Source organism: Synergistaceae bacterium DZ-S4, from assembly GCA_025943965.1.
Classification (GTDB): Bacteria; Synergistota; Synergistia; order Synergistales; family Synergistaceae; genus Caenicola; species Caenicola nitritireducens.
On record JAPCWD010000001.1, the window covers coordinates 206149 to 227707 of the forward strand.

At 51.7% G+C, this 21559-nt stretch carries 21 protein-coding genes; 5 read left to right on the top strand and 16 right to left on the bottom strand.

The features are described from left to right. Window positions 1-7: 7 nt before the first annotated feature. The 10 genes from modB to ilvN all read right to left on the bottom strand — a co-directional run bounded on the left by modB (window position 8) and on the right by ilvN (window position 11466). Entirely contained in the window at window positions 8-706 is a 699-nt protein-coding gene (modB, locus tag OLM33_00980) for a molybdate ABC transporter permease subunit (GenBank protein ID MCW1712248.1), read from the bottom strand. An 83-nt stretch (window positions 707-789) separates the two neighbouring features. Further along, window positions 790-1614, bottom strand: a complete 825-nt coding sequence (gene modA, locus OLM33_00985; protein MCW1712249.1) for a molybdate ABC transporter substrate-binding protein — start codon at window positions 1612-1614, stop codon at window positions 790-792. A 207-nt stretch (window positions 1615-1821) separates the two neighbouring features. After that, the gene (ilvD, locus tag OLM33_00990; protein MCW1712250.1) at window positions 1822-3492 is read right to left on the bottom strand and encodes a dihydroxy-acid dehydratase; all 1671 of its coding nucleotides are present in this window, start codon (window positions 3490-3492) and stop codon (window positions 1822-1824) included. A gap of 16 nt (window positions 3493-3508) precedes the next feature. Further along, window positions 3509-5191 (bottom strand): biosynthetic-type acetolactate synthase large subunit, encoded by a 1683-nt coding sequence (ilvB, locus tag OLM33_00995; protein MCW1712251.1) that lies wholly within the window; start codon window positions 5189-5191, stop codon window positions 3509-3511. 61 nt (window positions 5192-5252) lie between these two features. Next, on the bottom strand, window positions 5253-6383 hold the full coding sequence (locus OLM33_01000; protein ID MCW1712252.1) for an isocitrate/isopropylmalate family dehydrogenase: 1131 nt from the start codon (window positions 6381-6383) through the stop codon (window positions 5253-5255). A gap of 14 nt (window positions 6384-6397) precedes the next feature. Further along, the gene (locus tag OLM33_01005) at window positions 6398-6895 is read right to left on the bottom strand and encodes a 3-isopropylmalate dehydratase small subunit (protein MCW1712253.1); all 498 of its coding nucleotides are present in this window, start codon (window positions 6893-6895) and stop codon (window positions 6398-6400) included. Window positions 6896-6906: 11 nt separating this feature from the next. Next, window positions 6907-8166: a 3-isopropylmalate dehydratase large subunit gene (locus OLM33_01010; GenBank protein MCW1712254.1), complete on the bottom strand. Its 1260-nt coding sequence runs from the start codon at window positions 8164-8166 to the stop codon at window positions 6907-6909. Beyond that, window positions 8147-9700, bottom strand: coding sequence for a 2-isopropylmalate synthase (locus tag OLM33_01015; GenBank protein MCW1712255.1), 1554 nt, complete (start codon window positions 9698-9700; stop codon window positions 8147-8149). Before OLM33_01015 ends, OLM33_01010 begins: the two co-directional genes overlap by 20 nt. A 135-nt stretch (window positions 9701-9835) precedes the next feature. After that, a complete protein-coding gene (ilvC, locus tag OLM33_01020) occupies window positions 9836-10846 on the bottom strand; it encodes a ketol-acid reductoisomerase (protein MCW1712256.1) in 1011 nt (336 codons plus the stop codon). A gap of 89 nt (window positions 10847-10935) precedes the next feature. Further along, window positions 10936-11466 (bottom strand): acetolactate synthase small subunit, encoded by a 531-nt coding sequence (gene ilvN, locus OLM33_01025; GenBank protein ID MCW1712257.1) that lies wholly within the window; start codon window positions 11464-11466, stop codon window positions 10936-10938. 563 nt (window positions 11467-12029) lie between these two features. Here ilvN and OLM33_01030 point away from each other — a divergent pair. From OLM33_01030 to OLM33_01040, 3 genes are all read left to right on the top strand, one after another. Next, entirely contained in the window at window positions 12030-12458 is a 429-nt protein-coding gene (locus OLM33_01030) for a transcriptional repressor (GenBank protein ID MCW1712258.1), read from the top strand. Beyond that, window positions 12455-13501 (top strand): molybdopterin-binding protein, encoded by a 1047-nt coding sequence (locus OLM33_01035; GenBank protein MCW1712259.1) that lies wholly within the window; start codon window positions 12455-12457, stop codon window positions 13499-13501. The genes OLM33_01030 and OLM33_01035 overlap by 4 nt, the downstream gene beginning before the upstream one ends. Before the next feature lie 74 nt (window positions 13502-13575). Then, entirely contained in the window at window positions 13576-14376 is an 801-nt protein-coding gene (locus OLM33_01040) for an XdhC/CoxI family protein (protein MCW1712260.1), read from the top strand. Window positions 14377-14447: 71 nt separating this feature from the next. On the opposite strand, the gene OLM33_01045 is transcribed toward OLM33_01040, so the two are convergent. Together OLM33_01045 and OLM33_01050 are read right to left on the bottom strand one after the other, a co-directional pair. Next, window positions 14448-15041: a hypothetical protein gene (locus OLM33_01045; protein MCW1712261.1), complete on the bottom strand. Its 594-nt coding sequence runs from the start codon at window positions 15039-15041 to the stop codon at window positions 14448-14450. Window positions 15042-15134: 93 nt separating this feature from the next. Then, window positions 15135-15926, bottom strand: a complete 792-nt coding sequence (locus OLM33_01050) for a 4-hydroxy-tetrahydrodipicolinate reductase (protein MCW1712262.1) — start codon at window positions 15924-15926, stop codon at window positions 15135-15137. A gap of 114 nt (window positions 15927-16040) precedes the next feature. On the opposite strand from OLM33_01050, the gene OLM33_01055 reads away from it, so the two are divergent. Together OLM33_01055 and OLM33_01060 are read left to right on the top strand one after the other, a co-directional pair. Then, complete coding sequence (locus OLM33_01055) at window positions 16041-16520, top strand: methylated-DNA--[protein]-cysteine S-methyltransferase (protein ID MCW1712263.1); 480 nt, start codon at window positions 16041-16043, stop codon at window positions 16518-16520. Beyond that, window positions 16489-17115 carry a DNA-3-methyladenine glycosylase gene (locus OLM33_01060; GenBank protein ID MCW1712264.1) on the top strand — a complete coding sequence of 209 codons (627 nt, stop codon included), beginning with the start codon at window positions 16489-16491 and terminating at the stop codon, window positions 17113-17115. The genes OLM33_01055 and OLM33_01060 overlap by 32 nt, the downstream gene beginning before the upstream one ends. Window positions 17116-17186: 71 nt before the next feature. On the opposite strand, the gene OLM33_01065 is transcribed toward OLM33_01060, so the two are convergent. From OLM33_01065 to OLM33_01080, 4 genes are all read right to left on the bottom strand, one after another. After that, window positions 17187-18371 carry a glycine betaine/L-proline ABC transporter ATP-binding protein gene (locus OLM33_01065; protein MCW1712265.1) on the bottom strand — a complete coding sequence of 395 codons (1185 nt, stop codon included), beginning with the start codon at window positions 18369-18371 and terminating at the stop codon, window positions 17187-17189. Then, window positions 18368-19231 (bottom strand): ABC transporter permease subunit, encoded by an 864-nt coding sequence (locus OLM33_01070; GenBank protein MCW1712266.1) that lies wholly within the window; start codon window positions 19229-19231, stop codon window positions 18368-18370. The genes OLM33_01065 and OLM33_01070 overlap by 4 nt, the downstream gene beginning before the upstream one ends. Before the next feature lie 49 nt (window positions 19232-19280). Continuing rightward, window positions 19281-20267 (bottom strand): ABC transporter substrate-binding protein, encoded by a 987-nt coding sequence (locus OLM33_01075; GenBank protein ID MCW1712267.1) that lies wholly within the window; start codon window positions 20265-20267, stop codon window positions 19281-19283. Between the two features lie 125 nt (window positions 20268-20392). After that, window positions 20393-21043, bottom strand: coding sequence for a GntR family transcriptional regulator (locus OLM33_01080; protein ID MCW1712268.1), 651 nt, complete (start codon window positions 21041-21043; stop codon window positions 20393-20395). Window positions 21044-21559 lie beyond the last annotated feature (516 nt).

Here is a 21559-nt window from a genome sequence, read left to right on the forward strand (position 1 = left end):
TCTGCCCCTAATCCTCATGGTCGAAATGGTTCTTGGCTGTACCGACAGGCTGTTTATAACGGTTTTCAAGCATGTTTACAGCCGTCAGCACTATAAACGAGATCACAAGATTTATAAACACCCACTTATAGGCAAGGGCATCATTTCCCTCTCTCCAAAGCTGGTATACCGTTGTGGAAATTATTGCGGTCCTTCCCGGGATATAGCCTGCTACCATGGTCGTGGCGCCGAATTCGCCAAGGGCGCGGGCAAATGAGAGGACAGCACCTGCAAGTATGCCCTGTTTACAGTTCGGCATGATGACCCGCCAGAAGAGGAAGGTGTCTGACAGGCCCAGGGTCTGTCCCGAGTAAAGCAGCGTGCTGTCAAATGACTCGAAGGCGCCGCGGGCAGTACGGTACATGAGAGGAAAGGAGATCATCGTTGTTGCAAAAATTGCGGAATACCAGGTCATGGTGAGTTTGAATCCGAACACTTCAAGGACCGTTGAGCCGACAGGCCCAAGCGGTCCGATCATTTTAAGCAAAAAAAACCCTATGACAGTTGGAGGGAGGACCAGAGGCAGTGTCAGGACACCATCAATCAGCCCTTTAAGAAAACGGGGAGTCTTCGCTATGTAATGCGCGGCAAAAATACCAAGAAAAAAAGTAAAAAATGTTGAGATCAATGCCACACGCAACGAATTATAAAGCGGGAACCAGTCCATATCTTACCCCTATCCGGTCATTCAGGAAAAAGAGCGGCCAGGCCTTATCCGGGCAGGACCGCTCCTAACTGATCATAGTCCTGTTATTTGGTTGGAACTGCAAAACCTATCTTGTTAAAGATCTTTGAGCTTTCCGGGCCCTTGAGAAAATCAACGAATGCCGCTGCGGCTTCCGGGTTTTTTGCTTTTTTCAAAATAGCGGCAGGGTAGGTGATGGGCTTATGGCTTCCCTTAGGCGCTTCCGCGACAACATCGACACCCTTTGATGTTGCGGCATCCGTGCTGTAAACTATGCCGCAGTCAACTGCTCCGGCAGCTACCTGTGAGAGCACTTCCTTGACATTGCTGGCATAGCTTATTTTGTTCATGCTTTTGAGTTTGTCCCAAAGGCCCAGATTTTTGTAAATCTCTTCCGAGTATTGGCCTACCGGGACATCTGAATTTCCGAGTGCAATGAGAAAAACTTTTTCAGTGACCGCGTCCCTGAAATCGCTGATCCCTTTCGGGTTATGTCCTTTGGGTACCACCATGACGACCTTGTTGGAGACTATGTTGAAGCGTGTTCCTTCCAGAACCAGGTCAAGCTTCTTCGTGTTCACCTTGGGATCTGCCTTGATGTCGATCTGATCCATCTGTTTCTGGCCTGCAGATATGAAAATGTCGCACTCCGCACCCTGTTCGATCTGCGTCTTAAGGGTGCCGCTGGAGTCAAAATTGTAGACTATCTTTACATCAGGCGCTGACTTTTTGTACGATCCCGCGATCATATTCATGGATTCAGTCATAGATGCGGCGGCAAATACGGTCAGTGTCGTCTCCGCATTGGCATGCAGAGGAAAGGCGAAGAGAGAGAGGGTCAATAAGAACAGGGAAAATAGAGTGAACTTGAAATGATTTCGAACGATCATATCAGAGACCTCCTATTGCAACTAAGTATCAACAAAAAGAGTATAAGAGAGTCCCGGGTTTTTTGCAACACTGTTGCGATTATTGGGCATTAAAATTTTTATTGGTTCAGATCTGTCCTCCAAGGCTTGGTAAAAATATCAGGAAGCCTCTGAGTCCGAGACCTCCTGATAATTCTAAAATCCTCTTTGCCAAAACAGCGGCAACTTTTACAGTGGTTTATCCCTCAGTACGGCGCCCTCTACGCCGGAGCTTGCAAATTCCCTGTACCTTGTTAGGAAGGGACTCTCCGCCGGCTGTACCCAGGGTACGAATTTTTCCCTTCTTCTTGCAAGGACTTCCTCACTCACCTTGAGGTCGAGCCTTTTGGCGGGGATGTCGATCGATATGATGTCCCCCTCTTCAACGAGTCCGATCGGCCCGCCCACTGCAGCTTCCGGAGAGACATGCCCGATCGAGGCGCCCCTTGTGGCTCCCGAGAATCGGCCATCTGTGATAAGGGCTACTGTTCCTCCCTTACCCTGCCCCATTATCGCCGAGGTCGGCGTGAGCATCTCGCGCATACCGGGCCCTCCCTTTGGTCCTTCGAAACGGATGACTACGACGTCTCCGTCATTTATCCCGTTGTTAAGGATGGCCTTGCTTGCATCTTCCTCGCAGTTAAAGACCCGTGCAGGACCTTCGTGTACAAGCATCTCGGGAAGTACCGCGGACTGCTTTACTATGGCGCCCAGAGGAGCGAGGGTGCCCTTGATGAAGGCCAGTCCTCCCTCCTTATGGTAGGGGTCTTCGACAGGGCGGATGACGTTGTCGTTCACGACCTTTGCCTTGCTTAGGTTCTCTCTGACGCTTCTGCCGGTCACTGTGATCAGTTCTCCGTGGATGAGTCCCTTTTCAAGCAGCCTTGCCATGAGTCCCTCAACGCCGCCGGCCTGCCAGAGGTCTTCTATGTGGTGATGGCCTCCGGGGCTCATCGAGCATAGGTGCGGAACCCTCGCGCCGATCTCGTTGAAGAGTTCAAGGGGAAGTTTAAGGCCGGCTGCCCATGCTATGGCAGGAAGGTGAAGAGAAGTGTTGGTGGAACCTCCGAGCGCCAGATCCACCGCAAGTGCGTTTTCAAAAGCTTTCATGGTGAGGATGTCCCTCGGCCTGATGTTTTTCTCTATCAGACCCATCACGGCCCGCCCCGCGTCCTTGGCAAGGCGCACACGGCCCGCATGTACTGCCGGTATGGTGCCGTTTCCCGTAAGTCCAAGCCCCAGGGCCTCCATCATGCAGTTCATGGTGTTTGCTGTAAACATCCCCGAGCAGGATCCGCATCCGGGGCAGGCGTTGTCTTCCACGTCCCTGAGCTCTTCATCCGAAATCTTGCCCGCAGCCTTCATTCCAACGCCCTCGAAGACGCTGTTGAGGTCCAGGACCCTCCCCTTCATTGTGCCGGCCATCATCGGCCCTCCGGAGATGACAACAGACGGAAGGTTCAGCTTTGCCGCGGCCATTGCCATGCCGGGGACGATCTTGTCGCAGTTCGTTACCAGGACAAGTCCGTCGAATGCGTGTCCCTTTGCCATTATCTCTATTGAATCCATGATCAGCTCGCGGCTGGGAAGGGAGAACTTCATTCCCTCGTGGTTCATTGCAATGCCGTCGCAGACGCCGATCACGGGAAATTCGATCGGTAGTCCGCCTGCTGCGTATATCCCTGCCTTCACTGCCTCTGTAATGGTCTTCAGATGGACATGTCCGGGGATTATTGCGTTATAGGAATTCGCGACCCCTATCCATGGGCGTTCTATTTCCCAGTCAGTGTATCCCGCAGCCTTCAGCAGGGAGCGGTGCGGACTTCTCTGATAACCTTTTTTTGCTTTGTCGCTGTTCATTTCCGGATCCTTCCCCTCAGTTCAGTATCATCTTGTCTATCGATCCGCCCGGCGGTACCATCGGAAGGACCAGCGCGCCCTGCGGTATCCTGAAGTCCACAAGTGCAGGCCCGGGCACCTTCAGGGCAGCCTCTATCGTTTTCCTTATCTCCTCGGGCCTTGTTGCCGAGAAGCCGCTGACTCCCATACCCTCTGCTATCTTTACGAAATCGGGATTCCGGTTGTAGATGGTATTCGAGTAGCGGTGCTCATAGAAGAGCTGCTGCCACTGGCGGACCATGCCAAGGCAGGAGTTGTTGAGGATAAAAACCTTTACGGGTATATTGTAACGCGCACAGGTGTCGAGTTCCTGTATGTTCATCATAAAACTGCCGTCGCCCGCTATACAGCATACATGCTGACCCGGGCAGGCGAGAGCCGCTCCTATCGCTGACGGGAAGCCGAAACCCATTGTGCCCAGACCTCCGGAAGTGACAAAACGGCGAGGTTCTTCCACCTTGTAGTGGAGTGCAGCCCACATCTGGTGCTGACCAACCTCAGTCGTCAGGACGGACTTTCCTCCGGTTATCTCCCTCAGCGTTTCTATGACCTGCCATGGGGCTATCTCCCCCGCATATTCATTTCTGGGAAGAGGTTCCTTCTGACGGATCAGTTCAAGCTCCTCAAGCCAGTGTGACCTGTCGAAATATTTTTTGCTGATGGACTTTCTGATCGCGTCGATTATCTTTCCCGCATCGCCGACAAGCCAGACCTCGGACTCTATTGCCTTGTCTATCTCAGCGGGGTCCAGGTCGATGTGTATTATCTTTGCCTCCGATGCGAAGCTCGACCTCTTTCCCGTGCTCCTGTCGCTGAAACGCGAACCGACCGCGAGTATAACGTCAGCCGTCATCAATGCCCTGTTCGCTACGGGGTGTCCGTGCATTCCTGCCATTCCCAAAGAAAGACCAAGAGGATGAGATTCAGGGAACGATCCCTTTCCGAGCAGCGATGTGACTACGGGTATTTCAAGTTTTTCAGCGAGCTCTGTAAGTTTTCCCGCCGCACCTGACCTGATCACTCCGCCTCCCGCAAAGATGACCGGTCTCTCCGCATGCTCGAGGAGGGAAACTGCCGCGTCAAGTTGGCTCAGGTCTGCTCCCCTTTCCGGGTCGTACCCGGGAAAGCTTATGCTTTGGGGATATTTGAACTCCCCGAAACCCTTCTGCACGTCGGCAGGGACATCTATCAGAACCGGACCGGGCCTGCCTGTCGATGCTATGTAAAAGGCTTTTTTCACAGCGACCGGTATCTGTTCGGGCGTACGGACCTGCATGCTGTGCTTTACGAGAGGAATAGTGGCTCCCATTATATCTGCCTCCTGGAAAGCGTCTGTCCCTATCATGGTCGTGGCCACCTGTCCCGTGATCGCGACCATCGGAACGGAGTCCAGGTTTGCAGTAGCGATCCCGGTCACAAGGTTAGTCGCCCCGGGGCCTGATGTTGCAATGCATACGCCGGGTTTCCCGCTTACTCTGGCGTATCCGTCAGCTGCATGCGAAGCTGCCTGTTCATGGCGCATCAGGACATGGTTGATCTTTGAATCATATATTGCGTCATAAAGGTGGATAACAGTTCCGCCGGGCAGTCCGAATATCGTGTCCACTCCTTCTGCTTCAAGGGACTTGACCACCATTTGGGCTCCGTTCATCTTTGCCATTGGATATACCTCCTATTGTAGAACGACCGTCTTCAGCCCCTTGCCGGGGCTGACAATAAAATTACCTGATGTACTTCCTGATCTTTTCTCCGACCTCTTCGAAAGAGGCTTTTCCTCCGAATTCAAAGGGCAGCTCACTTTCCAGGGCATTTTCAAGGAAATCCGACACGGCGCTGTTTACGGTCTTTGAAGCGTCTGCCTCGCCAAGATGTTCCAGCATCAGAGCTCCTGAAAGTATTGCCGCTACAGGGTTGGCTCTGCCTGTCCCGGCTATGTCGGGAGCCGATCCGTGTACAGGTTCAAACATCGAGAGACCGTCCCCGATGTTTCCTCCTGCAGCTGTCCCCAGCCCTCCCGCAAGGCCCGCCTGGAGGTCGCTGATTATGTCGCCGAACAGGTTGGGGCAGAGAAGGACCCCATATGCCGCTGGATTGCGGACCAGGTGATAGCATAGTGCATCCACGTTTACCATGGCATATTTCAGCTCGGGATATTCATCTGCCATGACCCTCTTCGCGTTTTCCTCGAAGAATCCGTAGAGGGCCGATACTGCGTTGGATTTTGATACAACAGTTACGGTATCCTCATCGCGCTTTTTTGCGAGCTCACAGGCATATCTGGTTATCCTCTCAACTCCGGGCCTGCTGTTTATGGCGGCCTGGGCAGCGAAGGGACATGCCGGGTCAGTCTTAAGGCTCATCCTGCCTTTGAGTTCATAGCTGCCCCTGCTGACTTCCACAGGAAGCTCAAGTTCCCCGGTCTCAGTAGTTCCTCCGATGCACATATAGAGGTCCTCAGTGTTTTCACGAACCACCACGGAGTCCATCTTCGTCCCCTTCAGGTCGACAGGGGTATGCACCTTAGGCAGTGAAAAGGCCGGGCGCAGATTCACATACTGATCAAAGTAAAAACGAAAGGCAAGGAGTATGCCCTGTTCAAGTATGCCAGGCTTTACCCGAGGGTCGCCGATGGCTCCAAGGAGCATGGCGTCGCAACGGGACATATGCTCCATCGCCTCTTCCGGCATCACTTCGCCGGTGGCAAGGTAGTGCCCTGCCCCGTAAGGGAATTTCTCCCATTCGAAAGAGAATGAGAATTTTTCCCCGCACCTGTCCAGAACTTTGATCGCTTCGCCTATGACTTCCGGGCCTATTCCGTCGCCCGGAATGACCGCTATTTTATATTTTTTCATCTCTCTGTCGCCCCTTATTCAGATAGTCTTGCCCTGACGTAAGGTACGAGACCTCCAAGGCCGATCAGGTTCTGGAGAAAATCGGGAAAGGGTTTTGCGTTGTATGTCTCGCCCTTCGTCCTGTTTGTTATCGTCCCTTTTGCCAGATCCACCTCTATGATATCGTCTTTCGTTATCCGCCCGGTCTCCGTACATTCGAGTATCGGAAGGCCGATGTTTATGGCATTGCGGTAAAATATGCGTGCGAATGATTTAGCTATCACACAGGAAGCCCCTGAGCCCTTTATGGCTATTGGGGCGTGTTCCCTGCTCGATCCGCAGCCAAAGTTGTTTCCGGCTACGATCATGTCTCCCTTTAATACTCCTCCGGCGTAAGAGGCATCTATGTCTTCCATGCAGTGGGCGGCAAGTGATCTTTCGTCGCTGGTAACAAGATACCTTGCAGGAATGATGACATCCGTGTCAACGTTGTCGCCGTATACCCATGCCTTTCCTTTTAAGGTCGTCTCCATTTCCATGCCCCCTAGCCTGTTATTTCCTTCGGATGGCAGATGTGGCCCGCAACAGCCGATGCCGCCGCTACCATGGGACCTGAGAGCACGACTTCGCTTTTTGGCGATCCCATCCTGCCTACGAAGTTTCTGTTGCTTGTCGATATGCAGCGTTCGCCTGCGGCAAGTATGCCGAGATGTCCGCCGAGGCACGGACCGCAGCTTGGTGTTGAGATCGCTGCGCCTGCATCGAGGAATATGTCGAAAAGCCCTTCCTTCATTGCCTGACGGTAAACCTCGTAAGATGCCGGTATGATCATAAGCCTTGTCTTTTTGTGTACTCTCTTTCCCTTAAGGACCTTAGCGGCGCTTCTTAAGTCGCTGATCCTGCCGTTAGTGCAGGATCCTATGAAGACCTGGTCTACATGTGTCCCTGAGACTTCTGATACTGGCTTTACGTTTTCTGGAAGATGAGGCATGGCTACCTGGGGCTCCATGCCGGTCACATCTATCGTGACCGAACTTGCATACGCCGCGTCCCCATCGGCAAAGAGGGGTTCAAAATGCCTGGCTGCACGGTCACAGGTATATTTCAGAAGCTTTTCATCGGGGTTGATGAGTCCCGTCTTCCCTCCAGCCTCGATAGCCATGTTAGAGAGGGTGAACCTGTCGTCAAGCCCAAGCTTTCCAAGGGCCTCTCCGTGGAATTCGAGGGCCATGTAGCGCGCTCCCTCCACTCCTATCTTACCTATGAGCGCCAGGATCATGTCCTTCCCGCAGAGCCACTCGGAGGGAGTGCCTTCGTAAGAGACCTTCATCGTCTCGGGGACTCTCAGCCAGGTCTCTCCGAGTGCCCATGCCGCAGCTAGGTCGGTCGAGCCGACGCCGGTAGCAAGGGCACCCATGGCGCCATGGGTGCAGGTGTGGCTGTCAGCACCCAGCACTATCTCGCCGGGTAGGACCAGCCCGTTTTCGGGGAGGAAGGTGTGTTCCACACCGACTCTGCCCACTTCCCAGAACAGCATGCCTTGTTCGTATGCAAACTCCCGGCACTCTTTTATCTGTTCGGCTGAAGCAATGTCCTTTGCCGGTGAAAAATGGTCAGGCAAAATGGCGCAGCGCATGGGATCAAAAACTTTTTTCGCCCCCATTTTCCTGAATTCCTTTATAGCGGGAGGACCTGTTATGTCGTTTGTGAAAGCGAAATCGACACTGACACGGCAGATCGCACCTGCCTCAACAGGATCTTTGGTGTGTTTTGCTATTATCGCCTCAGCGAGAGTCATGGCCATTGAGCTTTATCTCCTTTACAGCCGCCGCAGCGTACAGTCTGTTTATTGCATCCACATATGCCCGGATGGATGATTCGATAACGTCGGTGCTGGTCCCGCGCCCCTGGGCCTGAATGTCCTTGTGGTGGAGCACTATCCTGGTCTCCCCCTGCGCATCCGAACGTTCGCTTGTGGCTCCGATCCTGAAGCCCTTCAGCTGAGGGGCGAATCCGAGGATCTTCTTCACAGCGTTGTAGGATGCATCTACGGGTCCGTTGCCGACAGCGGCTTCAGTGTAGTCGTCACTGCCTGATGTCAGGGTGACGCTTGCGGTTGGTTTGCTTCCGGTACCAACATGGACGGCATAGTCTTTAAGTATGTACCTTCTCTCGGGAACAAAGGAGAGGACCCTGTCAAGTATCAGTGCCTCTATGTCACCATCGCTTACGTCCTTTTTTTTGTCGCAAAGTTCCTTGAAGTAAGTGAAGCCAGTCTCAAGGTCTTCTTTCGACAGCTGATAGCCCATACTTTCGACCCTGTCCCTAAACGCGTGGCGTCCCGAGTGTTTCCCGAGGAAGAGGTCAGAAGCCGGAGCTCCAACAGTCTCCGGTGTCATGATCTCGTATGTCGCCCTGTTGCAGAGCATCCCGTGCTGGTGTATCCCAGCCTCATGAGAAAAAGCATTAAGGCCTACGATCGCCTTGTTGGGCTGTACCATGACTCCGGTCAGGTGAGATACAAGCTTGCTGGTGCTGTAAAGCTTTGTCGTGTCAATGGCTGTCTTTGCCGGATACTGGTCTGCCCTGGTATTGAGCGCCATGACGATCTCTTCCATAGAAGCATTGCCCGCACGCTCACCCAGACCGTTTATGGTGCATTCGATCTGCCTCGCGCCCGCCCTCACTGCGGCAAGCGAGTTGGCGACCCCAAGGCCGAGGTCGTTGTGGCAGTGTACTGACCAGACTATATTTTCGGGAGGATTGACTCCCTTGAGTATTTCTTTTACAAAAGCATAAAACTCATCTGGCTGGGCATATCCCACAGTGTCGGGGATGTTGAGCGTTGTTGCGCCACATTCGATCGCGGTCTTAAAGACTTCGATCAGGAAGGGCACCTCAGAGCGGCTTGCGTCCTCTGCTGAGAACTCAACATCGTCTATAAGTGACTTTGCCAGGCTGACTCCGCTGCTGACCTCTGCAAGCACACCCTCCTTGTCCAGCTTAAGCTTATACTCCATGTGTATGGGGCTTGTCGCTATGAATGTGTGTATACGCGGGCGCTCTGCGTCTTTTACTGCTTCCGCGGCGCTCCTGATATCCTCAGCTCTGGTCCTCGCAAGTCCCGCTATTATCGGGCCTTTTATCTCACGGGCTATAGCCTGTACGGATTCAAAGTCGCCGGGTGACGAAGCAGGGAAACCCGCCTCTATGACGTCGACGCCAAGTCGGGCAAGCTGGCGGGCTATCTGCAGCTTTTCGCCCTTGTTTAGGTTGATCCTGGCAGCCTGTTCTCCGTCTCTAAGTGTCGTGTCAAAAATTCGTACTCGATCGATCATGTCGTTCTCTCCTTTATTAAGGTAGTGGGATCGGCTGATTCGCCGTGAGAAGCGAGGAGCGGGCGGATGTCTCTTCCATTTGCTTTCCTGATCCATCCCGCCCGGCCTTTATGACGCCCATCGCCCCGTTATTTTTTAGAACTTAGGTACTTCCTTCTGCTCCATCCAGGGCATCATTTTGCGAAGCTCTTTTCCTACGGCTTCACAGTCTGCCTCCTGGGCAGCCTTTGCCCACTTCTTCATGCGGGGGCGACCGGTCTGGTTCTCAAGTATCCAGTCTCGGGCGAAGGTGCCGTCCTGGATCTCTGTAAGGAGCTGCTTCATTGCCTTCTTTGACTCTTCCCCGATAACTCTGGGTCCGGCGATCATATCCCCGTATTTTGCCGTGTCGCTTACCGAGTAGCGCATCCAGCTGAGTCCGCCTTCAAATACCATGTCGACGATCAGTTTGAGTTCGTTGATGCACTCGAAGTACGCCATCTCAGGCTGATAACCGGCGTCAACGAGAGTCTGGTATCCGGCCTGCATTAGTTCGCTCACTCCGCCGCAGAGGACAGCCTGTTCACCGAAGAGGTCCGTTTCGGTCTCTTCACGGAAGCTCGTCTCGATGATCCCTGCTCTTCCTCCGCCTACACCGGAAGCATATGCAAGTGCGAAGTCCTTCGCCTTTCCTGATGCGTCCTGATAGATCGCGATAAGGCAGGGAACACCCTTCCCCTCTTTGTACATGTGGCGGACCATATGTCCAGGCCCTTTGGGTGCCACCATAAAGACGTCGCGGTCGGGCTCCGGTACGATCTGTCCGAAATGGACTGCGAATCCGTGTGCGAAAGCAAGTTTTGCGCCTTTCTTAAGGTTGGGGAGCACTTCGTTTTTGTATATTGAGGCCTGCAGATGGTCGGGCATGAGGAACATCATCACATCTGATTTTTTCGCTGCTTCCGCAACAGTACAGACTTCAAAGCCGTCCTTCTCAGCGGTGGCCCTTGACTTGCTTCCCTCGTGGAGGGCCACTATTACCTTCGCTCCGCTGTCGCGGAGGTTCTGCGCATGTGCGTGTCCCTGGCTGCCGTAGCCGATTATCGTTATTGTCTTTCCATCAAGAAAACCAAGGTCTGCGTCGCGGTCATAATATACTTTTGCCATTACAGAAACACTCCTTCTGTCCCACTGGACAATTAAAATTTTGTTGTTTATTTATGTCTGGGTCTCTTTGAGGCCTCGTCATAACGAACTTATATCAGCTTGTTGACTGCAAGGTCCTTATCAGACGTCTCTTCCGAAATGAAGCCCGAACGTGAAAGGGCTACCTGCCCCGATCCGGCGGTCTCTATTATTCCGTATGGCCTGAAAGCCTCCATGCATGCATTCATCTTTCCCTTGTCACCCGTGATCTCCAGCGTCACCGCCTCGGTGCCAAGGTCTACAACTCTGCAGCGAAACACTTCGGCTGTCTGAAGAACGTGAGGACGCCTGTCAAGAGGAGCGCGGACCTTCACAAGCGCCAGCCAGCGCTCGACGAAGGGCCCCTGCTGTGTGAGGTTGGTGACCTCTATGACTTCTATCAGTTTCAGAAGCTGTTTCTTGATCTGGTCGTAAACACCCTCCTCGCCCTCAATGACCACAGTGAACCTTGATATTCCGGGGGTATCCGTCTGTCCTACACTGAGGCTCTCTATGTTGTAGCCTCTTCGGTAGATCAGCCCGGCTATCCTCATGAGAACTCCAGGGTTGTTTTCGGATAGGATGGTAAAAGTGTTCTTCATATCATGTCCTCCTGTATGCTGATGATAGAGACAAAAAAAACCGGGACCCTTAAGGGTCCCGGTCCGAAAGTAACACGACGTTTAAGCGTCGGCCACCTCGGGGGACCCACTGCTAATAAGAAGTACCAGAACGAGAACCAGACTTGTAATGTCACGGATCAGACTGTCTATTCGCACTTCGCGTCCCACCTTTCGAGGTTTTGGCCTGAACGCCGGGCATCATACCCTGACGTAATGGGCGACATAATACGACCATATCCCATAAATGTCAACTATTTTCACGTTAAAAAAGTTACTATCAAAGGAATAAATAGAGAAAGAATTTTTATAAATACAACTTAAATTAGATAGTTAATTTGTGATCCAAACAAAAAAACAAAAATCTCCATTAATATAGATAGATAATTCGAATAAAACATTCAAAAATATGTTTTTGTTGTCAGAAAAACAGTGGATAGTATTTATTAATGGTCATATGTGATCAGAGAAAGACTTGCTGTGGAAGCGGGAATACTTTAAAATGCAAACTGGTTGCGTTTTTTTCTGTTTAAGAGGTGGTTTTTATGATAGTAGAAGAAATGCTGAGCAAAGCAAAGCTGAGAGCTACACACCAGAGAAAGGTCGTACTCAGTCTTCTGATTGAAAAGGCTTCCCCCCTTTCTCACAGCGAAATATCATCTATGCTGACAGAGCCGCTTGACAAGGTCACGCTCTACAGGACATTGCAGACCATGAAGGCCTCAGGCATCGTGCACCAGGTCCAGGGGCTCGACGGAGTATGGCGCTTTTGCGCCCATGACCCCGAGTTGAAGGGATGCCCGGGGGACCATCCGCACTTCCTATGCCTCCACTGCGGAAAAATGATCTGTCTTACAGGCCAGAGACTTCCCAGGGTGGAAGTGCCCGAGGGTATGACAGTTGAGGGGAAGCAGTTCGTAGTATATGGTTGCTGCAGTGAATGCAGGCCCGAAACGGAGGATAAGCAAAGATGAAGATAACAGCCATTCCGCTCGAGCAGGCGATAGGGAAACCACTTGCCCATGACCTTACTCAGATAGATGCGGTGAACCACAAGAAATCAGCCCGCTTCAAAAAAGGACAGGTAATTACGGAAGAAGACATCCCCACATTGAAGGACATGGGGAGGGAGAACCTTTCCGTGATGGAAATGTCTCCCGGAGAGATCCATGAAGATGATGCGGCAATGCAGCTGGCAGAGGTCCTCTGCGGAGAGAACCTGAGGGTAACTCCTCCCGAGGAGGGGCGCTGCAATCTTGTGGCGACAAGCTCAGGCCTGCTTTGGTATCTTGCGGAGACGGTGAACAGGGTCAATCAGGATCCCGACTGGGTCCTCTCCGCCCTTGCCCCGCACCGCCCGGTACTGAAGGGCCAGACTGTAGCCGGCTTCCGCATAAGACCTCTGGTGATGGAGGACTACAGGGTCGAGCGCGCCGTTGCAGCTGTCAGGGGGAGCAGACCATTCGCGGTCCTGCCCTTCAGGGACCTGAAGGTGGCTGTTGTGACCACCGGCAAGGAGATAGTGGACAAGAGGGTCGAAGACGCGTTCAGGCCAAAGCTTGACGAAAAGCTTGGCAGGCTGAGCGGGAGCGTTATCGGCCAGACCTTCTGCACAGATTCGCTTGAAGATATAGCAGGTGCGATCAATAAATTTCTTGAGCAGGGAGCCAAGGTCATCATCTGTACGGGAGGCATGAGCGTCGATGCTGACGACAGGACGCCCGGTGCGATACGTTCCGTCTGCCGCAAAATATCCTTCCAGGGATCTCCCGCACTTCCGGGGGCCATGCTCATGCTCGGATACGCAAAGTCTCCTGTGGACGGCGAAGAGGTCGCCGTCATAGGAGCTCCCGCCTGCGTTGCTTTTGACGAGAGGACCGCGCTGGACAAGCTCCTTCCGTTTGTATTCGCAGGCATAGAACCCGGTGATCTTGTACGGAGGTGGGGAGTAGGGGGGCTTTGCGAACACTGTCCGACCTGCCGGTATCCATCCTGCTCTTTTGCGGCCGGAAGTTGACAGTTGTTGCCTGCTGCAAGTTCTGATCTCTGATCACAGTTATTATTGAATTTGGAAGTAAAGGAGCTTTAAAGATGAACAGGGAACTTTTGACTCTTATAAACGATGAGGTCGAAGCCGGTGAATGCGGAGTGCTCTGCACGGTCACCGAGGAATCAGGATCAACGCCCAGGAGCAAAGGGGCCTCGATGTGGGTGCGCAGGGACGGAAGCATCAGCGGCACCATAGGCGGGGGGCTCATCGAATTTGAAACGATAAAAAAAGCTGGGGAGCTTCTTGCTTCAGGCGAGACTGTCCTGGTCTGGAGAAAGGATCTGACTGAGAAGGACGGGATGCTCTGCGGAGGCTCAGCAACCATCTATATGGAAGTGGTCGGAAGGGAGGATGAGCTCCTCATCCTTGGAGCCGGACACGTAGGTAAGGCTGTTGCGCAGGCGGGAGCATTCGTCGGCTTCAGGGTAACGGTATGGGACGAGAGGGAGGAGTACGCGAACAGGGAGAACATCTCCTGCGCACGTACTGTTGCCTGCCCCATAGAGGAGATATTTGAAAAGGGGATAACACTCCACGAGAGAAGTTATGTGGTCATCGTGACCCGTGGTCATGCCCTCGATGCCGAGGCCGTTGCGTTAACGGATAAAAAGCCGGGAGCATATTACGGCATGATAGGCTCGCGGTCAAAGATCGCTGCGGTCAGAAAAATGCTTCTGGCAAGAGGTGTGTCGGAAGAACATCTCAACAGGATACACCAACCCATAGGCCTTCCGATAAAAGCGGAGACGCCCGAAGAGATCGCAGTCTCGATCCTTGCGGAGATCATAGCGGTCAAACGGGGCGGCGATACCGTTGGACTCAGAAGCAACGGCCGGTCATAAGAATAGTCTTTATCAGAGCACACAAAGACTGGAGGGGAGCGAATGCTCCCCTCCGATAATTTAGCAGCTTGTCAGTTTTCTTTTGCGGTGCCGTCTTCGAGCTCGGCAAGCTCTTCCATCGTTATCTTTTTGTAGCCCTTGGGCTGTGAAAAAAATTCGACGGGCGGCCTGCCCAGTTTTATGTTTACGTACTCATAAGAGGTATTTCCGTCCAGTGACTCCGTCCTTACCGGAACCGGGAAGTTGTCCCTGTACCATTCGTAATACCTGTCCATGCTCTCCCCGTTGATGTATTTTACCGTGACGAGGAATTTTTTCAGCCTGTAGCTGTCGACCATCTTATACTCAATGAACTCTCTTGATAGATCTCCGGTGTCGGCTTCATGGGCGCCTGAATAATTCTGCTTCGGCTCTCCGAGATAAGGCTGTTCAACGTATTTTCTTAGCTTTGGGAATATAAGCCAGATGACCTTCTTGTCATGCCTTGTGACCACGACCTCATTGCTTCCCTGGATCTCGTAGCGGGACATGTTTTCGGCAACGTATATCTTTCCTCTCTGCTCAGTTCCGTTGTCCTTCTCTATAAAGAGGGCACTGAACTCAACGGTATCGGATGCCGGAGAGGGAGCGGGGATCATTACGGAAAAAAGAAGAAGTGCCAACATCAGCAAACGGCGCATACGATCACCTTTCAACATTTAGCGTGGAGATTATTATACATTCTGCACAGGTGAATGAGACTGTGTCCTTTACTTATTTCAGTTTGCTTCGATGATATCCGAAAGTTCCCTGACGAAAGTCCCTGGGGCCATTCCCGGAAGTTTTTTAACTGTCAGGAAAATACCGTCCATGTAAATGTCGCTGGTGTGGTCCTGGACGGATATCCTTATGATCTCGTTCTGCCTGCCCATAAGCACCTCATGTTCCGAGTACGGTCCGGGCCACGGCAGGCGCTGCGAGAGGACAGGAACTCCGGATATTTTTGCGCCCAGCACACCCGGATATACTTCAGCGCTTTCAACGGGGCCTGAATCTTGAGCAAACGCCTTTGCCAGGCTTGCCGCAGTTCCGCTGGGCGCATTCGCCATCCCGGGGAAATGGCGGTCGATTATACTCAGGTAGGGATAGTAGCTGCGTACTTTTTTTATAAAATCCATTACAAGAGTTATTCCGAGACCGTAATTTGGTATCACTGACCAGCGGAGTCCCTTATCCTTGACTTCTTTTATGAATGGCGCAAGATCCTCGTCGGTCAGTCCCGTCGTGCCGATCACCGCATTGAGATTTTTTTCTGCGTAGATTTTGAGGTTTCCGGGCAGGACAGGAGTTGCGGAGAAGTCTATTACAATGTCAGGGTTTGACGCCTTCAACCCCGCATTTAGATCGTCAGTGGCTATGATGCCTATCTTTCCGATCCCGGCAATTTCTCCTAGGTCCTGGCCGGCTTCTTTGCACCATCCGCCGACAAGCTCGGCCCATTCAATATTCTGTATGGTCCTGACAAGCGTCTTTCCTACGTTGCCGGATGCTCCCGAAACAAAAATCTTCATCAATGCCCCTCCTCAGCCTTTATCAGGCAGAATTTAACAGTTATAATTTTAAACGATAAGGCCGTTATCTTTAAGTGTGGATGTTGACGCAGAGGCTGAGGAGGAAGGAAAAAATTGAAAAAATATTATTTTTATATCTATGAAGGCGTGGGCAGACTGGGCATAGGGGTAGAGTCAGAGAAGATAACGGACCTCCATTTTGAGAGGTCTTCAATATCCCGTTCTGATATATGCCTGGAAGAGACGCCTCTGCATAGGAAGGCTTCGGGGCAGCTTCAGGAATACTTTTCAGGAAAGAGAAAAATATTTGATCTTCCCCTTGCGCCTAAAGGGACGGATTTTCAGATGAGGTGCTGGGAGGCACTTCTGAAGGTCCCTTACGGGGAGACCCGCAGCTACGGCGACATCGCGCGTTCGGTCGGGAGCCCCAGGGGCTTCAGGGCTGTGGGAATGGCAAACAACAGGAATCCGATCTCCATAATCATACCCTGTCACCGGATAATTGGCTCAGACGGCAAACTGGTAGGTTTTGGCGGCGGACTTGACATCAAAGAATTCCTCCTTGGCCTGGAAAGAAAATATGCGAAATCTTGAGTATGGCGAGAAGGAGATATCATACCTCTCCAAAAAAGACAAAAAGCTGGGAAAGCTGATAGAGGACACGGGCTTTCTCGAGTGTAAGGTGAGTGAAGATCTTTTTGACTCACTTGTAGGCTATATAGCTACGCAGCAGATATCCAACAGGGCAGCCGAAACTGTCAGCATGAGAATGAGCCTGAAATTCGGCATCGTTACGCCCGAAAAGATAGCATCACTCCCCGATGAAGAGATCAAATCGGTCGGTATCTCGATGAAAAAGGCGCAGTATATAAAGGGACTCTCAGAGGCCGTGCTTTCGGGCAGGCTGGATGTTGAAGGGCTTGCCGGACTGACGGACGAGGATGTAACCTCACAGCTGACTTCGATAAGGGGAATAGGGGACTGGACAGCGGAGATGTTCCTCATATTCTCGCTCGGCAGGCCGGACATCGTGAGCTACAAGGATTTCGCCATCAGGAAAGGAATAATGTCTCTTTATGGACTCAAAGACCTTGACAGGGGGACTTTCGAAAAATACAGGAAACGGTATTCTCCCTATGGCACCATAGCGTCCCTCTATCTCTGGCACCTCTCTGAAAACGGCGGTTGAAAAGGCTCAAGGCGTTAAAGAGATGCTGCAGGATATCTCTGACGCCTTCAGCATTATATATGTTGCTGAGTTCATCGGGCCAGTGAAGAGAGGACTGAAGCCCTGCTTACTATCCCTTTGAGCTTGCCCCTCTCCCCGACCACAGCGATCGGAAACCTTGCCTGAGCCGCCTTAGGTATTATGTCCTTGATGAGGACCTCCTCTCCGGTCACAGGTACACCCTTCGTAAGCACCGAGAAGAGCGGGAGCTTTTCCTGCCTTGCTCTCAATGCGTCATCAAGCGTTACGACTCCCATGAACTTCATGTCGTCCGCGACTGCGTATGCGCTTGAAACCTGATTTTCCCTCATCTCCCTCACGGCACTTGCGGGCGAGACGTTTTCCCTGACTATACACTGGGGCGGGAACATCACGTGCCTCACTTTGAGCACCATGCTCATATCCGCACCTTCGATGAAGTTGCGGACGTAGTCATCAGCCGGATCAGTAGACATCTCTTCCGGTGTTCCCGACTGTATTATCTTTCCGTTGTGCATGATAGCGACCCTGTCTCCGAGCTTGAAGGCCTCGTTTATGTCGTGGGTAATGAATATTATGGTCTTTTCGAGTTTTCTCTGGATCGAGAGGAGCTCGAACTGCATCTCTCTTCTGACAAGCGGATCGAGGGCAGAGAAGGGTTCATCCATGAGCAGCATGTCGGGGGAGTTTACCAGTGCCCTTGCTATGCCGACCCTCTGCTTCATCCCTCCCGATAGGCTTGATATGGGTTTGTCGCTCCAGCCCTCAAGGCCGACCATCCTGATGAACTCCTCAGCTTTCTCAAAGCGTTCTTTTTTGGGGACACCTCTTACTTCCAGTCCGTAGGCTACGTTGTCGATAACGCTCCTGTGGGTGAGCAGGCCGAAGTTCTGGAAGACCATCGAGATCTTGTCACGCCTCAGGGTCAACAGTTCGCTGCCCTTGAGTTCTCCGACATCCTGTCCCTCAAAGACGATCGTTCCCGAGGTCGGTTTCAGAAGCTGGTTGAAGCATCTTATTATTGTCGACTTTCCGGAACCGGAGAGCCCTATTATGACGAATATCTCCTTCCTCCTTACTTTGAAAGAGACGTTCCAAAGAGCCACCGCAGCCCCCGTCTTTCGGTAGACCTCGTCCTTTTCGAAGCCCTCCGACATCATTCTGGAGGCTTCAGCCTTGTTTTTGCCGTAAATTTTTACGATGTTCCTTGCTTCAGCGATATATTCTTCATTTATCATTCTGTCGGAGCCTCTTTCTTTATCATCCCCTGGGTAAGGCGGTCAAGTATTATCGCAACGATGACTATCGAAATGCCCGGCATGAGAGCCTTGCCCATCTCGGTCCTGTTGGTCGCGAGCAGTATCTCCATACCAAGGCCGTTTGCGCCGATCAGGGCGCAGGTGACGACCATGGACATCGCCATCATTATCGTCTGGTTCACGCCCGCCATGATCGAAGGCATCGCCTGCGGTATCTGGACTTTGGCCAGAAGCTGCATTTTTGTCGATCCAAAGGCCGAAGCGGCTTCGACCATCTCTTTGTCCACGTGGATGATGCCCAGGTTTGTCATCCTGACCATCGGCACCACCGCATATATGGTGGTGGCTATCAGGGCAGGTGTCTTCCCGGGGCTGAAGAGTATCACCGCCGGCACGAGATATACGAAGGCAGGCATCGTCTGCATAAGGTCGAGAATAGGTCTCACTACGGCCGATGTCCTTTTGCTCATCGCCACTATTATTCCAAGCGGGAATCCCATCATGACAGAGAGGAAGACAGCCACTATCACCATGCTGATCGTCTCGAGCATGTTCTCCCACAGGCCGCACATGCCGATAAAGAAGAGCATCGCCGCATACATAGGACCAACATAAGGTTTTTTGCTGACCTTCCATCCCATGTATGCCACCAGGAGGATCAGAAGAGGCCACGGTATTGCTTCAAGCAGCGTATTTATCGAGTTTATCGATGCTATGATCGCTGACTTGATCAGCCCCAAAGTCTCCCTGTGGTTCCTGCTGAAGGCTTTTACAGCTATGTCGATCGCTTCGCCGTTTCCGATCCTCAGACTCTCGGGAAACTTAAACAGATACTCCATTCATCAAGACCTCCCTGATCTAAGATTTCTAAAACCTCGCAGGAAAGTCTTAAAGAACGGCCCTTACCCTCTCGGCCTTCTCCTTCGGAAGCCATTGGTCCAGAAGATCGCCGTGCGTCTTGAGGAGCCACTTTGCCGCCTCGCTGTGGCTGACCTTCTTTTCGTCGAGATAAGCAAGTGCTTCAGCTATCAGCCTGCTTCCCGTCCTGTACTTCTTGAAGAACTCAAGAAGGTCGGGAGCTTTCTTCGCAAAATATTTGCTGCTTACGATCTTCAGCTGCTGCGACGGAAAGGCTGTTGCGCCCTTTTCGAAAAGCTCTTTGTCGTATGGTTCATCCTGAAGAAGGACCAGGTCGAGCTTTCCGCTTACCCAGGTCGGTTCATAGCAGTAGCCGACCCAGGCTTCGCCAAGGTTGTATGCGGCTACGAGCGAGGCGAAGAGCGTGGCTTCGCTTCCGAGCCGGACATAGTTGTAGTTTTTATTCAGCCCATAAAGTTCATATTTCTTGTGGAGCACCTCGTCTGCCATCCATCCCGGGATGGAGCCGTATATCCTTCCCTTATCCTTGTCTTCGTCATCTGGGAATACCTTGTGATATCCGGCAAGGTCCTTTACTGTCTTGAGGCCGGGTGCCATGGGCTTGATCCCGCGTTTTGCATCCCCCTCTATGACATATCTGGGGACATAGAACCCCTGATTGCTGTCAGGGGCCAGCACGCCAACGTCTACTATATCCCCGTTTGCAACATCCTTAGGATACGTGGCAACGTTGTCCGTCCAGCTTTCGATGTCAAGGTCTACGTCTCCCGCGATTATCGCCTGCCAGTTCATCGTGGAGGATGCCGTCGAAGTTTTCAGCACATATCCATCGTAGGCGTTCTCGACTATTATCCTCGCTATCTCATTGTGAAGCTTCTGACTGTCCCACCCGTTGTCCGTAACTACGATCTCTGTCTTTGCGAATGCCTGTGCAGGCATTGTGCAGATCAGGGCCATCACTAAAAGCAAAAGCACATTTCTCAGTTTATTCTTCATCAGGATCCCTCCGTCCATAAAAATTGCAACACTCCTATTCTTACATAAAGTTGTTGCTTTTTCAAGCTAAAATATCGTTTGTTGAGCATAAAAGTATGTACAGGCGAGCTTTTGTCTGTTCTTTGTTAATAATCCAAGGGGTCTTTTGTCAGGAGGGTCTGCAGGAAATATTTTACCCTTGAGTAGCTGCCCTCGTCTCCCACAAAATAGAGAACGTCGCCCTCTTCAAGGAGTGTCGAACCCCCTGGTGAAAGGACGAGGGCCCCCTTTTTCTTTATGGCCACTACTGTCGCCGAGGTCGACTGCCAGAAGCATAGTTCAGATATTTTTTTCCCGATCGAGGGAAGCTTGCCTTCCAGGGTTATCTCAAAGGGAATGAAGGGGTTTGTCGACCGGAAGCGTTCAGTCAGGTCAACAAGCATCTCGACCTCTTCCTTCAGCTCCGCGATCTCACGTATCTGCTTTTCTGCCTTCTCTATGATGCTGTTCTTGAGAAAGGAAAGGGTCCTCGCGTCACGTCTCCTTGAAATGAAGAGCAGTGCGTTTTCCCTGGACTTCACAGTGACCCCGCTCCCCTTTTCAGCCTCAACTATTCCCAGCTCCGCAAGTACGCATACTGCCTTTCTGGCAGTCTCTGATGAGACCTGATACTGGGATGCCAGGGAGGATCTTGCAAATATCTTATCACCGACCTGATAGCTGCCTTCCGCTATCCTTGATGCTATATCGGAAGCGAGTTGTTGGTAGCGAGATTCGTGATCTGTTTTAGGGCTCATTTGAGGGACCCCTTTCCTTTTGAAAGTATTTTTTTGCCGGCTTTCCATCCTGAGAAGAATATCTCATATTTACGTAATTGTATCAAATAGTCATATTATAACTTGCAACATTTTGATTTATATGATAAAAAGCGACTAGTGATAGCGGTAATGAGGAGGGTAGGATATTTAAGTCTATCATCACAAACCAAGTCAAGCATTATTCAAGTCTGACCTAACTGTATTACAGTTATACGAAGGCCATACGGACAGCCGGGTCAAATGCCGAACTAGCGATTGTGATATCGTGTTGATGAGCTTAAGCTCAAATTTTGTTGCGGAGACCTCCGCGAAATTGTGTTCATAAGTTTTGAGTACTTGTGAATGGTCGACATGAGCAGTAAAAGTATTTATTACTGTATAGGCTCAAATAAACTACCAATATTTGTATATAACATCAGTCAAATAAAGTAGGGATCATGTATCAAGTACAACTATCCTGTCCTTTTACCTTAAAGGCGGGTGGTTGTTTTTTAA

Bases quoted from the DNA above. Each gene is read 5' to 3' on its own strand.
- modB (MCW1712248.1), bottom strand. From the start codon at position 706: ATGGACTGGTTCCCGCTTTATAATTCGTTGCGTGTGGCATTGATCTCA.
- modA (MCW1712249.1), bottom strand. From the start codon at position 1,614: ATGATCGTTCGAAATCATTTCAAGTTCACTCTATTTTCCCTGTTCTTA.
- ilvD (MCW1712250.1), bottom strand. From the start codon at position 3,492: ATGAACAGCGACAAAGCAAAAAAAGGTTATCAGAGAAGTCCGCACCGC.
- ilvB (MCW1712251.1), bottom strand. From the start codon at position 5,191: ATGGCAAAGATGAACGGAGCCCAAATGGTGGTCAAGTCCCTTGAAGCA.
- OLM33_01000 (MCW1712252.1), bottom strand. From the start codon at position 6,383: ATGAAAAAATATAAAATAGCGGTCATTCCGGGCGACGGAATAGGCCCG.
- OLM33_01005 (MCW1712253.1), bottom strand. From the start codon at position 6,895: ATGGAGACGACCTTAAAAGGAAAGGCATGGGTATACGGCGACAACGTT.
- OLM33_01010 (MCW1712254.1), bottom strand. From the start codon at position 8,166: ATGGCCATGACTCTCGCTGAGGCGATAATAGCAAAACACACCAAAGAT.
- OLM33_01015 (MCW1712255.1), bottom strand. From the start codon at position 9,700: ATGATCGATCGAGTACGAATTTTTGACACGACACTTAGAGACGGAGAA.
- ilvC (MCW1712256.1), bottom strand. From the start codon at position 10,846: ATGGCAAAAGTATATTATGACCGCGACGCAGACCTTGGTTTTCTTGAT.
- ilvN (MCW1712257.1), bottom strand. From the start codon at position 11,466: ATGAAGAACACTTTTACCATCCTATCCGAAAACAACCCTGGAGTTCTC.
- OLM33_01030 (MCW1712258.1), top strand. From the start codon at position 12,030: ATGATAGTAGAAGAAATGCTGAGCAAAGCAAAGCTGAGAGCTACACAC.
- OLM33_01035 (MCW1712259.1), top strand. From the start codon at position 12,455: ATGAAGATAACAGCCATTCCGCTCGAGCAGGCGATAGGGAAACCACTT.
- OLM33_01040 (MCW1712260.1), top strand. From the start codon at position 13,576: ATGAACAGGGAACTTTTGACTCTTATAAACGATGAGGTCGAAGCCGGT.
- OLM33_01045 (MCW1712261.1), bottom strand. From the start codon at position 15,041: ATGTTGGCACTTCTTCTTTTTTCCGTAATGATCCCCGCTCCCTCTCCG.
- OLM33_01050 (MCW1712262.1), bottom strand. From the start codon at position 15,926: ATGAAGATTTTTGTTTCGGGAGCATCCGGCAACGTAGGAAAGACGCTT.
- OLM33_01065 (MCW1712265.1), bottom strand. From the start codon at position 18,371: ATGATAAATGAAGAATATATCGCTGAAGCAAGGAACATCGTAAAAATT.
- OLM33_01070 (MCW1712266.1), bottom strand. From the start codon at position 19,231: ATGGAGTATCTGTTTAAGTTTCCCGAGAGTCTGAGGATCGGAAACGGC.
- OLM33_01075 (MCW1712267.1), bottom strand. From the start codon at position 20,267: ATGAAGAATAAACTGAGAAATGTGCTTTTGCTTTTAGTGATGGCCCTG.
- OLM33_01080 (MCW1712268.1), bottom strand. From the start codon at position 21,043: ATGAGCCCTAAAACAGATCACGAATCTCGCTACCAACAACTCGCTTCC.